This window comes from Streptomyces sp. NPDC057474, assembly GCF_042802555.1.
In the GTDB taxonomy this organism is placed as follows: Bacteria; Actinomycetota; Actinomycetes; order Streptomycetales; family Streptomycetaceae; genus Streptomyces.
Genome location: NZ_JBHVDX010000196.1, coordinates 1 through 19,865, shown reverse-complemented (window position 1 = coordinate 19,865; position 19,865 = coordinate 1). Strand labels below are relative to the sequence as shown.

Annotated in this window: 18 protein-coding genes and 3 pseudogenes; 10 read left to right on the top strand and 11 right to left on the bottom strand. The window is 69.4% G+C overall.

Going from position 1 to position 19,865, the window contains the following annotated elements; all coding sequences use genetic code 11:
* Nucleotides 1-38: 38 nt before the first annotated feature.
* Nucleotides 39-1,319 (bottom strand): MFS transporter, encoded by a 1,281-nt coding sequence (locus ACFU53_RS36965; protein ID WP_384002808.1) that lies wholly within the window; start codon nucleotides 1,317-1,319, stop codon nucleotides 39-41.
* A gap of 730 nt (nucleotides 1,320-2,049) precedes the next feature.
* Between ACFU53_RS36965 and ACFU53_RS36960 the strand changes: the two genes are divergently transcribed.
* The 3 genes from ACFU53_RS36960 to ACFU53_RS36950 all read left to right on the top strand — a co-directional run bounded on the left by ACFU53_RS36960 (nucleotide 2,050) and on the right by ACFU53_RS36950 (nucleotide 4,729).
* Nucleotides 2,050-3,054, top strand: coding sequence for a C-terminal binding protein (locus ACFU53_RS36960; RefSeq protein ID WP_384002805.1), 1,005 nt, complete (start codon nucleotides 2,050-2,052; stop codon nucleotides 3,052-3,054).
* On the top strand, nucleotides 3,051-4,115 hold the full coding sequence (locus ACFU53_RS36955) for a phosphotransferase family protein (protein ID WP_384002802.1): 1,065 nt from the start codon (nucleotides 3,051-3,053) through the stop codon (nucleotides 4,113-4,115). Before ACFU53_RS36960 ends, ACFU53_RS36955 begins: the two co-directional genes overlap by 4 nt.
* A gap of 83 nt (nucleotides 4,116-4,198) precedes the next feature.
* Nucleotides 4,199-4,729 (top strand): cupin domain-containing protein, encoded by a 531-nt coding sequence (locus ACFU53_RS36950; RefSeq protein ID WP_384002799.1) that lies wholly within the window; start codon nucleotides 4,199-4,201, stop codon nucleotides 4,727-4,729.
* A gap of 104 nt (nucleotides 4,730-4,833) precedes the next feature.
* On the opposite strand, the gene ACFU53_RS36945 is transcribed toward ACFU53_RS36950, so the two are convergent.
* Complete coding sequence (locus ACFU53_RS36945; protein ID WP_384002796.1) at nucleotides 4,834-5,760, bottom strand: LysR family transcriptional regulator; 927 nt, start codon at nucleotides 5,758-5,760, stop codon at nucleotides 4,834-4,836.
* A gap of 153 nt (nucleotides 5,761-5,913) precedes the next feature.
* On the opposite strand from ACFU53_RS36945, the gene ACFU53_RS36940 reads away from it, so the two are divergent.
* Nucleotides 5,914-7,086: an acyl-CoA dehydrogenase family protein gene (locus ACFU53_RS36940; RefSeq protein ID WP_384002793.1), complete on the top strand. Its 1,173-nt coding sequence runs from the start codon at nucleotides 5,914-5,916 to the stop codon at nucleotides 7,084-7,086.
* A gap of 235 nt (nucleotides 7,087-7,321) precedes the next feature.
* Nucleotides 7,322-7,819, top strand: coding sequence for a flavin reductase family protein (locus ACFU53_RS36935; RefSeq protein WP_384002790.1), 498 nt, complete (start codon nucleotides 7,322-7,324; stop codon nucleotides 7,817-7,819).
* Nucleotides 7,820-7,874: 55 nt separating this feature from the next.
* On the opposite strand, the gene ACFU53_RS36930 is transcribed toward ACFU53_RS36935, so the two are convergent.
* Nucleotides 7,875-8,072: a hypothetical protein gene (locus ACFU53_RS36930; RefSeq protein WP_384002787.1), complete on the bottom strand. Its 198-nt coding sequence runs from the start codon at nucleotides 8,070-8,072 to the stop codon at nucleotides 7,875-7,877.
* 101 nt (nucleotides 8,073-8,173) lie between these two features.
* Here ACFU53_RS36930 and ACFU53_RS36925 point away from each other — a divergent pair.
* Nucleotides 8,174-8,746, top strand: a pseudogene (locus tag ACFU53_RS36925) (zinc-binding dehydrogenase); the annotation flags it as partial.
* A gap of 129 nt (nucleotides 8,747-8,875) precedes the next feature.
* On the opposite strand, the gene ppk2 reads toward ACFU53_RS36925, so the two are convergent.
* Nucleotides 8,876-9,679 (bottom strand): polyphosphate kinase 2, encoded by an 804-nt coding sequence (gene ppk2 / locus ACFU53_RS36920; protein ID WP_384002784.1) that lies wholly within the window; start codon nucleotides 9,677-9,679, stop codon nucleotides 8,876-8,878.
* 49 nt (nucleotides 9,680-9,728) lie between these two features.
* Between ppk2 and ACFU53_RS36915 the strand changes: the two are divergent.
* The 3 genes and pseudogenes from ACFU53_RS36915 to ACFU53_RS36905 all read left to right on the top strand — a co-directional run.
* Nucleotides 9,729-9,995: pseudogene (locus tag ACFU53_RS36915) on the top strand (phosphoketolase); the annotation flags it as partial.
* Nucleotides 9,996-10,000: 5 nt separating this feature from the next.
* Nucleotides 10,001-10,150: a hypothetical protein gene (locus ACFU53_RS36910; protein WP_384002781.1), complete on the top strand. Its 150-nt coding sequence runs from the start codon at nucleotides 10,001-10,003 to the stop codon at nucleotides 10,148-10,150.
* Between the two features lie 6 nt (nucleotides 10,151-10,156).
* Nucleotides 10,157-10,399, top strand: coding sequence for a glyceraldehyde 3-phosphate dehydrogenase NAD-binding domain-containing protein (locus ACFU53_RS36905; protein ID WP_384002811.1), 243 nt, complete (start codon nucleotides 10,157-10,159; stop codon nucleotides 10,397-10,399).
* A gap of 75 nt (nucleotides 10,400-10,474) precedes the next feature.
* Here ACFU53_RS36905 and ACFU53_RS36900 read toward each other — a convergent pair.
* A pseudogene (locus tag ACFU53_RS36900) lies at nucleotides 10,475-10,813 on the bottom strand (STAS domain-containing protein); the annotation flags it as partial.
* Between the two features lie 197 nt (nucleotides 10,814-11,010).
* Here ACFU53_RS36900 and ACFU53_RS36895 point away from each other — a divergent pair.
* A complete protein-coding gene (locus ACFU53_RS36895; RefSeq protein WP_384002778.1) occupies nucleotides 11,011-12,081 on the top strand; it encodes a zinc-dependent alcohol dehydrogenase family protein in 1,071 nt (356 codons plus the stop codon).
* Nucleotides 12,082-12,372: 291 nt separating this feature from the next.
* Here ACFU53_RS36895 and ACFU53_RS36890 read toward each other — a convergent pair whose 3' ends face one another.
* The 6 genes from ACFU53_RS36890 to ACFU53_RS36865 form a co-directional block, all read right to left on the bottom strand.
* Nucleotides 12,373-13,836 carry a glycoside hydrolase family 32 protein gene (locus tag ACFU53_RS36890; protein WP_384002775.1) on the bottom strand — a complete coding sequence of 488 codons (1,464 nt, stop codon included), beginning with the start codon at nucleotides 13,834-13,836 and terminating at the stop codon, nucleotides 12,373-12,375.
* Between the two features lie 67 nt (nucleotides 13,837-13,903).
* Nucleotides 13,904-14,830, bottom strand: a complete 927-nt coding sequence (locus tag ACFU53_RS36885) for a carbohydrate ABC transporter permease (RefSeq protein WP_384002771.1) — start codon at nucleotides 14,828-14,830, stop codon at nucleotides 13,904-13,906.
* Nucleotide 14,831: 1 nt separating this feature from the next.
* Complete coding sequence (locus ACFU53_RS36880) at nucleotides 14,832-15,710, bottom strand: carbohydrate ABC transporter permease (protein ID WP_384002768.1); 879 nt, start codon at nucleotides 15,708-15,710, stop codon at nucleotides 14,832-14,834.
* Between the two features lie 153 nt (nucleotides 15,711-15,863).
* A complete protein-coding gene (locus tag ACFU53_RS36875) occupies nucleotides 15,864-17,174 on the bottom strand; it encodes an ABC transporter substrate-binding protein (RefSeq protein WP_384002765.1) in 1,311 nt (436 codons plus the stop codon).
* A gap of 97 nt (nucleotides 17,175-17,271) precedes the next feature.
* Nucleotides 17,272-18,306: a LacI family DNA-binding transcriptional regulator gene (locus ACFU53_RS36870; protein WP_384002762.1), complete on the bottom strand. Its 1,035-nt coding sequence runs from the start codon at nucleotides 18,304-18,306 to the stop codon at nucleotides 17,272-17,274.
* A gap of 294 nt (nucleotides 18,307-18,600) precedes the next feature.
* Nucleotides 18,601-19,704: a hypothetical protein gene (locus ACFU53_RS36865; RefSeq protein ID WP_384002759.1), complete on the bottom strand. Its 1,104-nt coding sequence runs from the start codon at nucleotides 19,702-19,704 to the stop codon at nucleotides 18,601-18,603.
* Nucleotides 19,705-19,865 lie beyond the last annotated feature (161 nt).

Sequence of the window (19,865 nt, the reverse complement as noted above, 5' to 3'; positions counted from 1 at the left end):
GGCCGGCCCCCACCGGCCCGCGGGTTCATCACTGTGCCCTAGCGGAGCGCTTGGCCGGCCGCGTTGTTGAACTGCGAGGTGCGGACGAAGGCCAGGGCCACCACGCCCAGCAGCGGCAGGACCGTGACCTGCAGCAGCCCGGCCTGGCTCCAGCCGAAGGAGTCCACCAGGGCGGCGAAGAGCAGGCCCGAGAATGCCGCCGGTCCGTAGTAGCTGGTGACGAAGAAACCGGAGGCGCGTCCGATCTGGCCGGGGCGGACGGCCCGCTGCATCGCGCTGTTGGTGTTGGGGTAGATGAAGCCCAGCCCGAAGGCGCCCATGAGGAAGGCGAACAGGCACTGCATCCCCACCGTGGCGTGGGTCGTGTAGATGCACACGCTGATGGCGGAGACGGCCAGCAGGCTCAGCATCAGCAGGTTGCGCTGGTTGACGCGGTCGCCGAGCCAGCCGCCGAACACGGCCGTCATGCCGCCGAAGCCGAGGAGACTCATGGCCAGTGCGGCCTGCCCGGGGGTGTAGTTCAGCGAGGTGATGAGGAACGTCGGGTAGAGGCCGAGGAACCCGTAGAGGGCCACACCGCTGATGACCGCGTGGACGGCCAGAGCAATGGTGTTGCGGTTGTAGGCGGAATCCGGCATGTACTCGTAGGTCCCGGTCGAGGCGACCTTCTCGACGGAGTGCTCGGTCAGGCCGGTCTTCACGAGGAACAGGGAGGCGGTGGCGATCAGCAGCCCGGCCGCTCCGAACAGGTAGAAGGGCGAGTGCCAGGTGCCGTGCATGCTCATCAGCCCGACACCGATCAGCGGTGCGATGAACACACCGATCGAGTAGCCCACGCCGATGACGCCGAAGGCGAGGCCACGCCGCTGGGCGAAGAAGGCGCCGATCGCCGCGAAGATGGCGGCGGACTGCATGCCCTCACCGAAGCCCGAGACGACCCGGTACAGGGTCATGTCGGCGAAACCGGTCGCCAGCGGTGTGGCCATCGTGCCCAGGGAGTAGATCACGATGCTGACCAGCAACACGGTCTTGCGGCGGAAGCGGTCGAGCAGGTAGCCGGCGGGAAGGCCGGCGAGGGCCATGCCGAGGGTGAAGTTCGTCGCCAGCAGCCCGCCCTGCTCCAGGGAGAACCCGTACTCCTCGCGGATGTTGGGCAGCAGGGGAGGGAAGACCTGGCGGTCCATCGCGTTGACCATGTAGGAGAGGACGATCAGCAGGAAGCCCACGCCGATCATGGGGCGGGAAATGGTGGGCCGGCTGCCTTCCGGCGTTTCGCCGGCGGGCACCGCAGTGGTGTCGACTTGCGCTGCGTGAGTCATAGCGGCTCCTGAAGAGGAATGGGCCACGGCGGGCCGTGGCGGATCCATCGCCGGTACGGGGTCCGTACGGGCGATGAGCGAGAAGCGGTGAGCTGAACACGGACTCGCGTCGGCGCCGGTAGCGGTCGTCGACTGAGGGAATGGGGGCGACGGGCTGCCGCGCGGTCGGACACCGCATACGGAATTCAGCCGTGTATCGCCCGTCGGGGACGTCCGTGGCTATGGCGTCTTCGACAGCCGGACTTCGTGCGGACACTTCTCGGTCACACGGTCGGCGCTGGCAGAAACCATGAAGGGAAGTACCGGGCGCGTCAAGATGTGTACCCGGGTTTTCTTTCGCTCCTCCCGGTTTCCCGTGGCGGCCGGGTTCCTCCGTTCTGGAAGGGGCCCTGTGGCGGGATGTCGACGATCAGGTGTATGTCGCACCCTTGACGTGTCGAAGGTGTCGAATGCTATCGTTAGCATCACGTGGCTGTGACAAAGTGATCCGACGTGCCCTGGTATCCCGTGATCCGTTCCAGGGCCCTACCGCGGCGCCTGCCCCGACCACAAGTCGGCGAGCGCCGACGAGCCCAGTGACCCCCTCCGACCCGCCCGAGGCGCCCGACGGCCCATCGGACATGCCGTCGGCCGCCCTTCCGGGTGGCGATCAGACCCGCTCACCGGACGCGACCGGGCGCGACGCCCGACCGTCCGCCGCGGCCGCACGATTCTGCGAGGACGACCTGCCATGAACCCATCGAGCCGCCCAGGCACCGTGCTGCTCACCGACTACGCCTGGCCCGACGACTCCGTCGAGCGATCCGTCATCGAGGAGGCGGGCCACACCCTGGTGACCGGCCCGGCCGAGCCCGCCTCCGCCGAGGCCATCGAGGAACTGGTGGCCGACCACCGGCCCGCCGCCATCCTGACCTGTTGGGCGCCCGTCTCCGCCACCGCGATCGGCACCTCGCCGGACCTGCGGATCGTGGCCAGGCTCGGCGTCGGCCTCGACAACATCGCCGTGGAGGCAGCCACCGACCGGGGTGTCTGGGTCACCAACGTGCCCGACTACTGCGTCGAGGAGGTCGCGGACCACGCCGTCGGCATGGTGCTGGCCTGGACACGGGGCCTGGCCGTGTTCGACCGGGACGTCCGTGCGGGCCGTTGGGACCCCGCCAGTGCCCGGCTGCGTCGGCTGTCGACGCTGACCTGCGGCGTCGTCGGATACGGGCGCATCGGACGCGCCACCGCCGGCCGGCTCGGCGCGTTCGGCTGCCGGATCCTGGCCCACGACCCGCACCCGCCGAAGGACACCCCCGGAGTGGAGATGGCCGGGCTGGAGGAGCTGCTGCGCCGCAGCGACGTGGTGATCCTCCACGTGCCGCTCACACCGGACACGCACCACATCATCGGAGCCGAGCAACTGGCGCTGATGCGGCGGGGCGGCCTGCTGGTCAACGTCAGCCGGGGCGGCCTGGTGGACACCGACGCGGTGATCAAGGCGCTCGACAGCGGGCACCTGGACGGAGCCGCCTTCGACGTCCTGGAGAGCGAGCCGCACGTCCCCGACGGACTGCTGGCCCAGCCGGGCGCGCTGCTCACCCCGCACGTCGCCTTCTCCTCCGACGCCTCGGTCACGGAGCTGCGCCGTCGTGCCGCCGAGGAGGTCGTTCGGATCCTGGCGGGCGAGAAACCGGCCCACGCCCGCAACAGCCCCCGCGGTCTGCCCGCCGGGTCGGGTGACCGGCGATGAGCTCGCCCTCCGCGCCGGTGAGTCCGGACCCGGTGCCGGACACCTCGCTCGCCGACTTCCTGTTCACCCACAGCCTCGCCAGGCCCGGCGAGGCCGCACGCTGGACGCCGCTGGCCGGCGGTGTCTCGTCCGACCTGTGGCGGGTGGACCTGCCGGGACGTTCCCTGTGCGTGAAGCGGGCCCTGGCCCGGCTGCGGGTCGCCGCCGACTGGCAGGCACCGGTGTCGCGCAACGCCTATGAATGGGCGTGGATGCGTTTCGCGTCCCGGCATCGGCCGGACAGCGTGCCGGAGCTGCTGGCCCATGACGCCGAGGCCGGCCTCTTCGCGATGGCGTTCCTGCCCCCCGGGCAGTACCCGGTGTGGAAGGCGCAGCTGTTCGGCGGCCAGGTGGAGAGGGCGACCGCCGCGGCCGTCGGAGAGCTGCTCGGGACCCTGCACGCCGCGAGCGCGGGCGATGACGCCCTCGCCGAGGAGTTCGCCACCGACGACAACTTCCACGCGCTGCGTATCGAGCCGTACCTGCTGGCCACCGCGGCGGCGCACCCCGAGCTGAGCGACATCCTCCAAGGCCTCGCCCATCGCACCGCCACAACCCACCTGGCCCTGGTGCACGGCGACGTCAGCCCCAAGAACATCCTCGTCGGCCCTGCCGGGCCCGTGCTGCTGGACGCCGAGTGCGCCTGGTACGGGGACCCGGCCTTCGACCTGGCCTTCTGCGTCAACCATCTGCTCCTCAAGAGCCTGGTGGTACCCGGGCACCGAGTCGGTCTCCTCGACTCCGCCCGGGCGCTGACGGAGCAGTACGTCCGGTGCGTCGACTGGGAGCCCCGGCCGGCCCTTGAGGCGCGGGTCGCGTCACTGCTGCCGGCGCTGCTGCTCGCGCGCGTGGACGGCAAGTCCCCGGCGGAGTACCTCACGGACGACCGGCACCGGCTGTTCGTACGCACGGTGGCAGCAGCCCTGCTGCGGGCGCCCGCCCCAACAGTGGCGGACGTCCTGGACGCCTGGGCAGCCGCGCTCGATGTCCCGGCCGAGCCCGGCAGCGGCCGGCCCGACTGACACCGAGCGATTCGAGAAGTTCGTCGGACCAGGCGGACCAGGCGGACCCGACGGACCCGACGGACCCGAACGAGGAGAGACGTATGCGCAGAGTTGTCACAGGCCATGACGAGAACGGCAGGTCGGTCGTCGTCAGCGACGGCCCCATCCCGCGCAGCCGGGAGTTCACCAGCCTCCCGGGCTGGGTGTCCCGCCTGCCGTGGGCCACCGAACCCGGCGAGCAGGCCGGCCGGACAGGGGAAGACCCCACGCCGAAGGTCACCAGCCTGCTCCCGGCGCCCGGCGGTACACGGTTCATCGTCCTGACCTTCCCGCCGGACACCGCGATGGCCGACCCGGCGTTCGACCCTGTCGCCTTCGACCGGGAACAGCGGGCGGACTCGCCCGGCATCGCGGACCTCATGGAGCCCGACGGCATGCACACCACGCCGACCGTGGACTACGGCATCGTGTTGCAGGGCGACATCGTCCTCGAACTCGACAACGGCCACCGCACCCCCCTCTCGGCAGGGGACATCGTGATCCAGAACGGCACCCGCCACAGCTGGCGCAACCGCAGCGACCGGCCGGCCACCATGGCCTTCGTCCTCGTCGGCGCGGAGCGCGACACCTGACAGGGGCAAAGCGGCGCCTGGCCCGAGCGGATGCAAGCCCCACGGTGTCCACCCGTCCGTGGGGCTGCCGCCGTTCGCCGGGGGCGGCCGGAGCCGGACGCGCGTCAGTCGATGGTGTCCGGCCCGCCGGCGTCGGCGAGCGTCTGCTCGGCGTACTGGAGGAACGCGCGGGCCCGGTGCGTGGGGCTGACGTGCGAGGCGTGGGCGATCACGAGCTCGACATTGTCCAGCGGGTCGCTGAGCGGCACGGATACCAGGGGGAGTCCTTCGATGCTGGTATCGGTCGGCCAGGTCTGAATCAGCGTGGCGAAGCCGAGACCGCGGGCGACCATGCTGCGGACCGCCTCGATGCTCGAGGTGCGGTAACGGATGTTCGGCCGTGCTCCGGCGAGGGAGAACCAGTGGTCGGCGTTCTGCTGGGCGGGCGGCTCCGCGTAGATGATCAGAGGCTCGTCGGCCAGTTCGGCGAGTGAGACGGACTCACGCCCCGCCATCGGGTGGTCGGCGGACACGATGACGTACGGGCGACTTGCGCGGAGCGTCGTACAGGACAGGCCGCCTTCGTCACCGAATGCGTACATCAGGGCGACATCGCATGAGCCCTGGACCAGGGCTTGTCTCATTTCGTTTTGCTGACCCTCGATCAGTTCCAGGTTGACCGCCGGGTGAAGCCGAGTGAACCCGTCCACCAGGAGCGGGATCAGGAAAGGCATCAGGGCCGCATAGCAGCCGACAGTCAGGCGGCCGGCCAGTTGGCCTTCCTCGGCCTGGGCGCCGGCCGTTATCTCGTCGGCCTGAGTCAACATCGCCTGCGCCCGTCCGAGAATCCGGCTGCCCGCCTCGGTGAGCGAGACCCCTTTCGCCCGACGTCGTATCAGCAACTGCACGCCGAGGCGGCGTTCGAGGTCGGCGATCGCTGTGGAGATGCTGGCCTGGGAGGCATGGCACCGCACCGCTGCCGCGCTCATGGAGCCGGTGTCCGCCACGGCGACGAAGTATTCCAACTGGCGGAGGGAAAAATTGGCTGCCATTTCTCTCCTGCTGCTATGGGAAATCTCAATAAGACTTATCGGAAAGTTCAGCTTTTCCTGGCCGTAACGCGGATGTCATCCTAAGCCGCAGTTCACCTGTGGAAAAGGCTCGGTTTACGAGCAAGCCCCCGCACTCCCAACGAGGAGACCTCCATGACCACCCTTCTTGACCCCACCCGATCCACAGACCGAGGAATGGGCGACAGTGTGCTCGACCGCGTCCGCGTACTCCTTCCCCGGATCGCCGCACGCTCCGCCGAGGGAGAGGACGCCCGGGCGGTCCCGGCGGAGATCGTCGCCGCACTGCGCGAGGCCGGTGTGTTCCGGATGGCCCTGCCCCGGGTGTGGGGTGGCGAGCAGCTCGGGCTGCTGGAAGGGGCCCGGGTGGTGCGGGAGATCGCCCGCGCCGACGGATCGACCGGCTGGACCGTCCAGGCCGCTTCGATGGCGTGGTTCTTCGTACGGTCGCTGCCCCGGGAGACGCTGGAGAAAGAGGTGTTCGGAAGCGGCGCGGATCTGATGCTCCGAGGAGCGGTGGCTCCGAAGGGACTGGCGACGCCGGTGCAGGGCGGTTACCGGATCAGTGGCCGATGGCCGCTGGCGAGCGGCCCGTTCACTCCGGACTGGATGCTCGGAGGCTTTCTGGTCGAAGGGGCGCCTCCGCTGCCGGACGGCCGCCCGGACATGCGGGTCGCGTTGTTCCGGCCCGAGCAGGTCACGTTCCTCGACACCTGGGACGCGGTCGGCCTGCGTGCCACGCAGAGCACGGACTTCACGATGGACGACGTCTTCGTGCCCGAGCACCACACGGGGCCGATGTTCGGCGACAACAACATCCCCGCCCCCCTTTACGACCTGCCTTATTCACCCACTGGGGCCTCACACGACGCCGTCGTCCTCGGCGCCCTTGACGGTGCACTCGACGATCTCGCCGAACTCGCCGCCACCAAGCGGCCGGCGTTCAACCCGAGGGCCCTCCTCGGTGAGGACCCGGTGTTCCAGGAGGAGTTCGCCGAGCTGCAGTTGCGGGCGGCGGCGCTGGCCGCCCTGTCGGAGCAGACCGGACGCGTCGTCATGGACCGTGCCCTCGGGGGAGAGGCGCCCACCGCGGCCGAGTGGTTCAGCTACAAGGGCACCACCCAGCACATCCACCACGAGGGCATCCGGATCCTCAACGAGATCATGACCCTCTCGGGCAGCGCGGGCCTCTACAGCACCAGTCCGCTGCAGCGCCGCTGGCGCGATGTCCGCTGCGTCTCCCAGCACGTGGTCGGCAACACGGGCGCGCTGCGGCAGCTCGGCGCGGTTCTGTCGGGCCAGAGCTGACGCCTGGTAGCGGACACCGACGAGCCGAGGACGGAGCCGACGCCGCGCGAGTTCCACCCACCCCTTGCACGGATCAGGCCGACACCTGTGACACCGAGAACGGCTCCCGGCAGGAACCTTTCCAGACCTCCGAGGAAGCGATGCATACGCCACTGACCACCGTCCCGCGAACCCCCGCGATCCGCGCCGCAGCACGGCCCCACCACACACGCCGACACCGGAAGGGTGGCCCCCGATGAGCCCTCTCGACGCGACACCGACCAACCCCGCCCTGCTGCGCCAGGCTTTCGGTTGCTTCCCGTCCGGGGTGACAGCCGTGTGCGCACTCGACTCCGGCACCCCGGTGGGCATGGCCGCGAGCACGTTCACCCCGGTCTCCCTCTCACCTGCCCTGATATCGGTCTGCGTGCAGGACACCTCTGCGACCTGGCCGAAACTGCGGCGACGGAGCCATGTGGGCGTGAGTGTGCTCGCCCAGGGACAGGACGCGATCTGCCGGTCGCTGGCCGGTAAGGAGGGCGATCGGTTCGTCGGAGTCGACTGGGACGCGGACGAGGACGGCGGCGTGTACATCCACGGCGCCAGTCTCTGGCTGAACTGCTCGCTGCACGCCGAGCTCCCCGGTGGCGACCACACGATCGTTCTGCTGGAGATCCAGGGTCTGAAGGCCGAACCCGATCGCGAACCCCTGGTGTTCCACAACAGTCGGTTCCGACGCCTGGCCGTCTCATAAGCAGAGGACGCTGCGGGGGCCTACGACGCCCGCCCACGGTCCGATGCCGTCGGGGTCACCGCCGGCCGCAGGCGATGCGGACTCGAAAGGCGACTTCGACGACTGGGAACGTGACGCACAGGTCGTGGTCGGCGGCGAGCCGGACCCGCATGCCGCGATGTGGTTGACGGTGGATCTCCAGGGCCCTGCCCGGCTCCGTGCGGGACGATCTGCCGTCCACCGCGTCCATGAGGACGGCATTCGTCCATGCCATGAGCCTCGCACGAGGCACGGACATTCCGCGGAGGACCAGGTGCCGGGGCAGATCCGTCAGGCGGCGGTGGCCGGGCGTGGTGTGCCGTGGAAGACCTGTGCGTGACCACGTACAAGGCGCTCAAGGTCGCCGAGGTGCGGCCCGCGCAGCTGGTCGCGATCTCCGGCATCGGCGGACTCGGCCACCTCGCCGTGCAGTACGCCAAGATCGCCGGAGTCACTGTCGCCGCGATCGACGTCACCGACGAGAAGCTCGAACTCGCCACCGAACTCGGTGCCGACATCGTCATCGACGCCCGCAAGGAGAACGTCGGCGAGGTGCTCAAGCGGCGCGGCGGCGCCCACGCGGCCATCGCACTCGCGGTGAACGACGCGGCCTTCGCGGCCGTCAACGCGGGCCTCAGGCGCGGCGGCAAGCTCGTCATGGTCGCCCTGCCCGCCCACGGCACCGTTCAGGTCCCGATCTTCGACAAGGTCCTGAAGGGTACGAGCGTGATCGGCTCGATCGTGGGCACCCGGCAGGACCTCGCCGAGGTCTTCCAGCTGCACGCGGCCGGCCGGACCAGGGTCATCTGCGAGACGCGCCCCCTGGCCTGCGTCAACGACTCCATCGACGAGGTGCCGCGCGGCCAGGTCAAGGCCCGGATCGTGTTCGACCTCGGCATGGGACGGTGATCAGGATGGCGATGGACCTACCGATTGTCGTCGGCGTCGACGGCTCCGGGTGACCCACGGGGTGCTGCACCACTCCGCCTGCCCGGTCGTGATCGTGCCCGAGCAGGAGTGAGCGCGGTGACCGGCTGCTCAGAGACTCGCCGCGTGATCGGGGACGTACGTCTGCAGATCACGCGGCGGGCGCTGGTAGCCGGTCGACGGCGGGCGCACGGGCAGATCCAGCACCGGGGGCGGGACCTCGTGGTACGGCACGGAGTCCAGCAGATGGGCGATCATGTTCAGCCGGGCCCGGCGCTTGTCGTCACTCTCGACCAGGTTCCAGGGCGCCTCGGAGATGTCGGTGTGCACCAGCATCTCGTCCTTGGCCCGGGAGTACGCCTCCCAGCGGGCGAGCGACTCCAGATCCATCGGCGACAGCTTCCAGCGCCGCAGCGGGTCGTCCAGCCGCTTGCGGAACCGCTCCTGCTGCTCGGTGTCGCTCACCGAGAACCAGTACTTGCGCAGCAGGATCCCGTCCTCGACCAGCATGCGCTCGAAGATCGGGCACTGCCGCAGGAAGAGCCGGTACTCCTCGTTCGTGCAGAAGCCCATCACATGCTCTACGCCGGCCCGGTTGTACCAGGACCGGTCGAACAGCACGATCTCCCCGGCGGCGGGCAGATGCTCGACGTAGCGCTGGAAGTACCACTGGGTGCGCTCGCGCTCCGTCGGCTTGGGGAGCGCCGCGATCCGGGCGACGCGCGGGTTGAGGTGCTCGGCGACCCGCTTGATCGTGCCGCCCTTGCCCGCCGCGTCCCGCCCTTCGAAGATCACGACCAGCCGGGCGCCCTCCGCCCGCACCCACTCCTGGAGTTTCACCAACTCCATCTGCAGGCGCAGCAGTTCCTTCTCGTACGCCGCGCGCGGCACCTTCGCCGCCTGCTTGTCGGCCATTTCGCCTCCACCGCCCGATGATCCCCGTCGAAGAGTTCCGGAGTCACCCATGACCAAGGTCGAACACCAGAACGTCACCGTACTTTCCGACGCCGAGCTGCGCACCCTGGACGCCCACTGGCGGGCCGCCAACTACCTGGCCGCGGGTCAGATCTACCTGATGGCGAACCCCCTGCTGACCGAGCCCCTGCGACCGGAACACATCAAGCCCCGGCTGCTCGGCCACTGGGGCACCTCGCCCGGCCTCAACCTCGTGTACACCCACCTCAACCGGGTGATCAAGGCGCGCGGGCTCGACGCGCTGTGCGTGTGGGGTCGGTCATGGACGTCGTCGACCGCGTCCCCGGCCTCGCCGTCCGCGCCGCCGCCGTACGGCAGCAGATGGCCGACGTCCGCACCCGCCACCAGGCCTGGATCCGCGAGCACGGCACCGACCTGCCCGAGGTCGCCGACTGGAGCTGGAACGCCTGAAAACCCCTGCCCCACACGAGAGTTCACCACCATGACCGTACGCGTCGGCATCAACGGTACGACTCGGCGTTCGGCAGCATCGGACGCGACGTCCGGCACGGCGACAGCTCCCTCACGGTCGACGGACGACGCATCTCCGCCACCGCCGAGCGCGACCCGGTGGCTCTGCAGTGGGGCGACCACGGCGTCGACGTCGTGATCGAGTCCACCGGCCGCTTCCGGGACCGCGACTTGGCCCTCTGTACCTGAAGTCCGGCGTCCACACCGTGCTGCTGTCCGCGCCGGCACCGACGGCCCGACCGCCTCCTCGGGCAGCCGGGAGCGGATGTCGAAGACGCCGGTCAGACCGGTGTGGCGCAGGATCCGCAGGAACGGCGAACTGTCCGTGACCAGCCGTAGCCGACCGTTTCGGGCCTTCGCTTGGGTCCGCGCCCGGCAGAGCACTCCCAGCCCGGCGCAGTCGATGAAGGAGACCGGACGCAGGTCGAGCACCAGATCGGGGCACGGACAGGTGGTCAGCGCGTCCAGGCGGACCGTGAGCGAGGCCGCCGTCACGACGTCGACCTCACCTTGCAGAGTCACGACGGTAGCGCCACCGACGGTGCGATGCGTGCGGTACGGCGTGGACCTCGTTCCATGAAACGAGACAACCCGTGCCGACAGGGTGCGCGGAAGGGCCGTTCGGTCCCTGTCGCCCGGGTTCGGCAGGGCCTGTGGGCCCTCCTCGCTGCCGACCGAAGCGACAAGGACCCCGTCGGCCGGCGATGAGGGCCGGACGGCCCGAGCGAAACGTACGGCCGAGGGACAAGCTGGATGTGTGGGGTAATCCCGGCACCCTGAGAAGGACGGTGAGGAGCGTCATGAAAGGCTGCGTCTTCCACGGCCCCGGGCAGTCCGCCTGGGAGGAGATCCCGGACCCGGCCGTCAAGGAACCCACCGACGCCGTCGTGCGGGTCGACGCCGTGACCATCTGCGGCACGGATCTGCACATCCTCAGCGGCGACGTGCCCGAGGTGCGCCCGGGCACGGTCCTGGGGCACGAGGCGGTCGGCGAGATCGTGGAGGTCGGCGGCGACGTCCGGACCGTACGTCCCGGCGACCGCGTGCTGGTCTCCTGCATCAGCGCCTGCGGGCGTTGCCGCTACTGCAGGAAGAGCGCCTACGGCCAGTGCCGGGGCGGCGGGGGCTGGATTCTCGGCCACCTCATCGACGGCACCCAGGCCGAGTACGTCCGCGTCCCCTTCGCCGACCTGTCCGTGCATGTGCTCCCCAGCGCGGTCACGAGCAAGGACGCCGTACTGCTGGCGGACATCTTCCCGACGTCCTACGAGGTGGGCGTGCTCAACGGGCACGTGCGCCCGGGGGACACCGTCGCCGTGGTCGGAGCCGGACCCATCGGCCTCGCGGCGATCGCCACGGCACGCCTGTTCGCCCCCGAGCGGATCGTCTCCGTCGACCTGGTCGCCTCCCGGCTGGAGGCCGCCAAGCGGCTCGGAGCCGATGCCGTGGCCGACGCCCGTGAGGAACCCGAACAGTTGATCGCTGATCTGACCGACGGGCTCGGCGCGGACGTGGTCATCGAGGCGGTCGGTGTGCCGGAGACCTTCGAGATGTGCACGCGCATGGTGCGCCCCGGCGGCCATGTGGCCAACGTCGGCGTACACGGCAAGCCGGCGACGCTGCACCTCGAAGACCTGTGGAGCAAGAACGTGACCATCACGACCGGCCTCGTCGACACCCACTCCACGCCCACCCTGCTGCGCATGGCGGCCGCCGGCCGCCTGCCCACCGCCCAGCTGGTCACCCACACCTTCCCGCTGGACCGCATGGAGGAGGCGTACGACGTCTTCGCCCGGGCTGCCGACACCGGCGCCCTCAAGGTGGTGCTCGGCGAGCAGCCGCACGAGGAGGTCGCCGTCCGGGCGGTCTGACGCCGGTGTGGACCGAACGGCCCTTGGAACAAGGGCCGTTCCCACAAGGCTGCGCGTTGTGCACGGCTGGAGCGGGGGGACGACCTCACACGAACCGGCCGACGTGCTGCGCCCGTGGCAGGACAAGTTCGCCGACGTCGACGTGACGGAGGAAGCAGTGGTCGGGAACGCGGGCGCGCACCTACCCGGTGAGCGATGTGATGCTGGACAACGAGTGCCCTGTCATCGGCGTGGGGGCGGCAGCGCGCCCCGCCGTGCCACGTGCTGGTGGTCACTCGCACCGCTGGGCGGTCATACGTTCTGCCCTCGGCCTGCCAGAAAGGGTTGCTGGTGGATTCCGCCGGGATTCAGATCCCATGCCGCGACGACGAATTCGGTGCCGACGGTGCCTGTCGTGCGGGTGTGCAGTCGCCAGGGTGCGTCGCCGAGCGGATAGAACCTGAGGGTGAGGACCTGGCCGGAGGCGAGGTAGATCTCGACGATCGAGCGGTCGACGACGACGCGTAGCTCGACAGGTGTGCCTGGGACCTTCGCGGCCGGGCAGGGCAACGTGTACGTACCCGTTCGTGCTCGCGGATCCAGTGATGCGTGGCCACGGTCGACGATGAGCCGGCCGGCGGTGGGATCGAGGGTGATGTCGAGGTATTCGGTGTCGTCCGCGGAAGTGACCAGGCGCAGTCCGCTGGTGCCGGACGGGTCGGGGATCAGGGTGGCGGTGAGGTCGAAAGTACTGCCGAGATGTGCCAGTTCGACCGCCTCGGCCTGGGTCACGCGTCCGGCGCGGTGCAGTACGCGCTCGCCGCGCAGGGCGAGCAGTTCGCGGGCGGGGCGCTGGGCGACCGTGCCGTCGTCTGCCAGGGTCACCTCACGCGGGAGCGTGAGGACGCCTGCCCAGCCGGCCTCGTTCGACCACTCCGCGTCGCGTGCCTCCCACGACCAGCCCCACAGCAGCCACCGGTCTTCCCCGGGGTCTCTGAGCAGGGCAGGGGCGTAGAAGTCCGGGCCGTGGTCCAGTCGTACGGGGGATGCTGTCGCGGTGAAGCGGCCGTGCTCCTCGTGGCCGGTGTGGACCGTCACGTGGCGAGGGCCGTCCTGATGGGTCCAGTCGCTGATGATCAGGGCTCCGCGGTCGCCGAAGGTCGCGTACTGGGGGCATTCCCAGCCGGCCGGGTCGGCGGTGTCGGCACGGGCGCTGGTGTGGAAGGGGCCGAGGAAGACCCAGTTCTCCAGATCATCCGCTTCGTAGAGCAGTGCCGCTCCGCGGCCGTCGGCGAGGGCCGAGCCGACGAGCATCCGCCAGCGGCCGTCCTGCTGCCAGACGTAGGGGTCCCGGTACATGGTCGTATCCGCAGGCGGCTTCGGGATGAGCAGCTCCGGCCGCTTGGCCCAGGTGCGGCCGCCGTCATGCGACTCGGCGGTGGTGACCGGCTGCCACCAGCGGTCGGTGCGGTGGGCGGAGTAGAAGGCCACCAGTCGGCCGCCGACGGAGATGGCGTTGCCTGAGAAGCAGCCGTCGGCGTCGTCACCGCCGGGGGTGGGGGCGAGGGCCACCGGGAGTTCCTCCCAGGTGATCAGGTCGGGGCTGCGGAAATGGCCCCAGTGGACGTTCGCGTGGTGCGGGGCGTGCGGGTTGTACTGGAAGAACACGTGGTAGGAGCCGTCGTGGAAGACCAGCCCGTTGGGGTCGTTGATCCAGTTGCGGGGCGGCCGCAGGTGCACGGCGGGCAGGTGGGGGTCGGCGGGCGGCGTGGACACACGGGGCCTTTCGAAGGGTGCGCGAGGCACAGGGGGCGGCGGAGGAAGAGAAGGGCGTGGGTGGGGGTCAGCCCTTGACGCCGCTGGAGGCGATGCTGCTGACGAAGGCCCGCTGGAAGGACACGAACAGTGCGAGCACCGGCACGGTGATCATCGACGAGTAGGCCATGATCTCGCCCCAGGAGGGGTTGAGCTGGAAGAAGTAGTCGATGCCGACCATGACCGGCCGCAGTTCCTCGCTCTGGACGACCATCAGCGGCCACAGGTACTGGTTCCACATCGGCAGGAAGGCCAGGATGGCCACCGTGGCGATCGCCGGGCCGGACAGCGGCATGACGATGCGCCGGTAGATGCCGAACCAGCTCGCCCCGTCGATGACCGCCGCTTCGTCGAGTTCCTTGGGGATGCTCTGGAAGTACTGGTGGAACAGGAAGATGAACATGGCGTTCCCGACGAACGGCAGGATCTGCACCTGGTAGGTGTCCAGCCAGCCTTCGGTCACGATGAGCCGGCCGCCCTCCAGTTGCAGCCAGGGCAGCTTGTTGACCCACCAGACCATCGGCAGGGCGAAGGTCTCGAACGGCACGATCAGCGTCGCGATCACGGCGGTGAGTACGATCTTCTTGCCGCGCCACCGCATCCGGGACAGGGCGAACGCCGCGAGGCTGTTGATGAAGATGCTCAGCGCCACGGTGATGGCGGAGATCCCGATGGAGTTGAGCAGGAACCGAACGGCGGGCACCCGTTCGAAGACCCCGGTGTAGTTGTCCAGGGAGAGGTGACCGACCGGCAGGAACGCCTTGATGCCGTCCAGGTCGCCGAAGATCTGCTCGTCCGTCTTGAACGACGACACCAGCATGAAGACGATCGGGAACGAGAAGAACAGGGCGAGCGCGATACGCGCCGTCTGCGCGCCGATCCTGCGCGGCGACGGCCTCCGGCGGCGGCCCGGACGTGCGGGCGCCGGGGCGGGAGCGGGGGACAGGGAGGTCATGTCAGTCCTTCTCCCGGGTGAGGAAGCGCTGGACGAGGGAGACGGCCAGCACCAGAACGAAGAAGACGAGGGAGATCGCGGACGCGTAGCCGGTCTGCTGTTGGCTGTATCCGGTCCGTACAGCCTGGTAGACGACGGTGCTGGTGGCGTCCAGGGGCCCGCCCTGCGTCATCACGGCGACCTGGGTGAACAGGGCGAACGCGTTGATGGTGATGGTGATGAGCACGAAGGTGCGGGTGGCACTGAGGCCGGGCCAGGTGACGTGCAGGAAGCGCACCCAGCGCGTCGCCCCGTCCATGTCGGCCGCCTCGTACAGGTCCTGCGGGATGGTCTGCAGTCCGGCCAGCCAGATGATCATGTGGAAGCCGACACCCTGCCAGACGGACATCACGATGATGGCGGGCATGGCCGTGGACGGGTTGGTCAGCCAGTCCGGTCCCTGAACCTGGCCGAGGGTGAGGTGGGAGATGAGCTCGTTGACCAGCCCGGTCTTCTGGTACAGCAGTGTCCACAGGATGGAGACCACGACCATCGAGGTGACGACCGGGAGGAAGTAGACGGTGCGGAAGAAGTTGACGCCCTTGACCTTGGCGTTGACGAGCAGGGCGAGCACCAGCGCCAGGCCGCCCTGCAGCGGGACGACGACGGCGGCGAAGTAGAAGGTGTTCCGCAGCGACTTGTAGAACAGCGGGTCGTCCACCAGGGCGCGGAAGTTCCGCAGTCCCGTGAACTGGGCCGGGACCGGGGACACCAGGCGGGCGTTGGTGAACGCCAGCGCGAAGGCCAGCACGACGGGGATGACGATGAACAGCACCAGCAGGAACACGGCGGGGCTGACCATGCCGAGGGCGGCGAGGCTCTCTCCGCGCCGTGCGCGCATACGGGTCGGCGGCCTGACCGACGGCGGAGCATCGGTTTTTCCGGGTCGAGAGGACGTTGAGGTCGTTGTGGCGCTCATAGGACATCCAGGCAGGTACGTGTCCCGGCGGAGGCGGAGGGGAGGAGCCGCGTCCGCCGGGACGGGCGAATGCGGTCAGCTGCCGGTGGAGTAGTAGTTGTTGGTCGACAGGTTGCTGTCGATCTCGCTGACTGCCTGGTCCAGGGCGCCCTCGACGTCGGCACCGGCCAGGATGTCCCGAGCCGTCTTGGAGAACACCGTGGAGATGTAGGGGTACGCCGGGGTGACGGGCCGGACCACCGCGAACTCCTGCGCCGCCTTGAGGAAGACGTTGAACGGGCCGCCTGTCTCGTAGCCCTTCACCTGTTGCGCTGCCTCGTCGGTGGCGGCGATGGTCCCGGTGGCCTTGGCGAAGTCCACGAAGTACTTCGTCTGCCGGGAGAAGTTCAGGTAGGCCTGGGCGCCTTCCTTGTTGGAGCAGGTCGAGCTCATGCCCCACTGCCAGGAGGCTCCGCCGACCTTCGGCCCGTCGCCGAAGTCGACCGGCGGGAGAATCGCCAGGTCGTCACCGAACTTGTCGACGTTGGCCTGGGCGGACCAGCTGCCGTCCCACTGGATGGCAGTCTTGCCGTTACGGAAGTCGTCGGCGGGGCTCTTGCTCGACTTCTGCGGCGCGTAGCCCTTCGTGACCAGCGAGCGGAACCACTCGCCCCACTCCACGGCCTTCTCACCGTTCAGTGCGCCCTTGGCGGTTTTGTAGTCCGAGCGGTTGATCAGGTCGCCGCCGAAGCTCTGCAGTATCGGGGAGTAGGCGTACGGCCACCACTCACCGGGGTCGCCCGTGCCGAGGTCCAGCGTGTTCTTGAACGTGCCGCCCGCCTTGATCTTGGCGAGCGCGTCCATGAACTCGTCCTCGGTCCAGGGCTTGTCGAAGGTGGGGACGCGGATGTCGTACTTCTCCAGCACCGACTTGCGGGAGTACATGGTCAGCGCCACGTCGTAGAAGCCGAACGCGTAGGTCTTGTCCTGGTAGGTGGCGACCGTACTGGGCAGCTGGTCCTTCACCGCGATCTTGCCCTTGGACAGGTCCAGCGGCGCGAGGTACCCGCCCCAGGCCCAGTTCGGGACGTTGGGCCCGTCGACGTCGAGGACGCACGGCAGCTTCTTGGCGGAGGCCGCGGCCACCACCGAGTCGTTGTAGGAACCCTGGGGGAACGCCTGGATCTTGACCTTGTACTTGCTCTGGCCGGCGTTGAAGTCCTTGACGATCTGCTTCACGACGCCGTACTCGGCGGCGTTGCCGGCGTTGTGCGTCCACAGGGTCAGCGTGTCGCCGTCGGCGCCCGACGAGCCGGTGCTCCCGGTGCCGCCGCAACCGGCCACGAGCGCCGCCGCGACGAGGGCGGCTATGCTCGAGACCGCGAGGCGCCTGGTTCTCGATTCCACTGGGTTCCTCCAATTTCACTGGGCGCGGTCCTGGCAGACCGTGCCGGCGGCCGGTAGTGACGGCCGTCTGTATCGGTGGTGCTTCGCCGCTGCGAGGTCAGAGTCGGGGCGGCGAAGCGACCGATGCCCGTGCCACCAGCGGGCAGGGCAGCATTTCCTGAGCCACTGGACCGAGTTCCCGGTCCGGGGCGCCAGTGAGCGCGAGCAACTGTGCGACAGCCCGCGCCCCCATCTCGTAGTGCGGCAGGGCGACGGTGGTCAGCCCGGGGAACAAGCCGTCACAGATCAGGTCCTGGTTGTCGAACCCGATCACCGACAGGTCGGCGGGGATCGACAGCCCCAGTTCGGCGGCGGCGCGGTAGACGCCCATCGCCATCCGGTCGGCGAAGCAGAACAGCGCGGTGGGCCGTTCCTCCGCACGCAGCAGACCAAGCGCCGCCCGGTACCCGCCGACGGCGTCGCTGATCTCCGCCACCACCAGCTCCGGGTCCTCGGCGATGCCCGCCTCGGCGAGAGCACGCCGATAGCCCGCAAGGCGTCCGTGGGTGGCCGGGATGTCGTCGACATTGTTGATGAAGCCGATCCGGCGGTGGCCGTGGCGGATCAGTTCGCGTACCGCCGTCTCCCCGCCCAGGACCTCGTCCGGTACGACCGAGGGCACGCCGGGGTCGTCCGAGCGCGCGTCCAGCAGCACCGTGGGGACCGACCGCAGCCGCTCCGGCACCTCCACGACCCGGTGGTACATCGACGCGTACAGGACGCCGTCGACCTGGCGCTGCAGCAGCAGATCGATCTCCGCGCGCTCCAGCTCGGGGTCGCCGCCGGTGTTCAGCATGAGCAGCAGCAGGCCGTGCTTGGCCGCCGCCTCCTGCGCTCCCAGGATGATCCGGCCGGCGTGCGGAGTGGTGGCGATCTGGTCGCTGACGAAGCCGATCGTGTTCGACCGCTGCAGTCGCAGCCCCCGTGCCAGACCGTTGGGCGCGTACCCCAGTTCCCGGGCCGTTTCGAGAACGCGCTGCCGGGTCTCGGCGTTGATGCGCTTGCCCTCGACCGCGTTGAGGATGTGGGAGACGGTCGTGGCTGAGACGCCGGCGGCAGCCGCCACGTCCTTGATCCCGATCCGCCTGCCCATGTCGTGCCCAATCGTTTTGGCAAGTGAGTGCGGGATGAGATTGCGCCCCGTGAGGCGCCCCTGTCAACGGCTCGTTACGAACTCGTGGCCGAGCAATGTCGACGCGAGGCGGAATCCGGGCATCGCAGCCCTTGTCCGGGTGGACACCAACTCGGCGGACCGCGCACGCAGTTCAGCTACCAGCGGTGGTCGGGGCGAACACGGGACCGATCACGGGCTGACCACAGCGCCGGCCAAGGTGTGCCGGTTCCCGACGCTCAGAGAGCGGTGTGCACGTTCAGGCGGGGCGGGCCGTCAGCGCTCCAGGCTGACGATCACCGAGGAGTCCCCGGCGGAGCCGACGCCGATGATCCTGTCGGTGCCAGGGACTGCCGTGATGGCGTTCAGCCGGAGTGACTGCTGCGCGCCGGACCTGATGCCGTCCGCGCTCGGCAGCTTCGACTGCGCGATCCCTGCGCAGAGCCCGTCCGCGGTGAGGTACCGGCCGGCACTGAGGACCGCCCCTCGCTCACCGTCGTCGACCCAGGGGCCGCGGTCGCTGCATGTTCCCTCGGCGTTCGGCAGTTTGGTCCAGGCGGTGGCGTTCCACCGCTGCCGGACATCCTCCGGAGCGGGGTCGGGCTCGTCGTCCTCGCTGATGGAGGTGTGCTTGCCGTAGACACGGACGTCGCCCTTCGCCAGCGCGGCGACCTCGGTGAAGTAGGCCAGTTCCTCGGCTGCCGGGACCGTGTAGTGGTACTCCGGTACCGGTATGCGACTCCAGACGTGGCCGTCCCAGTGCATGGCGGCGGGCTGGGCGCCCGGCAGCCCGAGCCTCTCGTCGGGACCGTGCGGGTAGTGGTGGCCGACCGCCCACAGATCGTCGGGCGCGACGCCGTCGAGTGCGGTGACGGTTACGGGCAGGTCTGTCGCGGTCCAGCGGGTGCCGTTCCAGTGGTACACCCCGGTCTTGCCGTCGAGGACCCAGATGTCGTCTGCGGCGAAAGCGCGTACATCCATGGCTCGGCTGCCCGGAAGTTCGGGCAGCGCCGTCCAGCGCGTGCCGTCCCAGCGGGCCATCCGCCGCGCGTTCCCGTCCTTCTCGCTCGCCGTCAGCAGGAAGCCGCCGGAGTCCACGGCGTCGAAGCGCGCTCCGTGGACGCTGTCGCCGGACGACGCCGGCATGGGGCGGCGCTGCCAGCCGGTGCCGTCGTCGTGCAGGAGGAAGCCGTCGCCGGCCACCCAGATGTCGTCGGAAGCGGTCGCTGCCACGTCGGACAGCTCGTTCGTGTCCGGAAAGACCCTGTCGTACTCCCAGGTCATGCGGGGGCCGATCACCGCGCGTAGGGCCACCACGGAGACGAACAGGAGCAGGAGCGCGGCGAGCGCCACGTTGACCTTGACCATGCTCGTGTTCACGTACGTGCTCCCCGCCCCGTGCTTAAGCGTGCCCCCCGAGTGGTGTCGCAGACCATACCTTCCGGTTCCGAGCAGGTCGGCCCGGCCGTCTCCCGATGGGAAGGGCCGGGCCCGCGAGGCGGGCCCGGCCGACGACGTCACCGGGCCGAGGGACCGTCAGG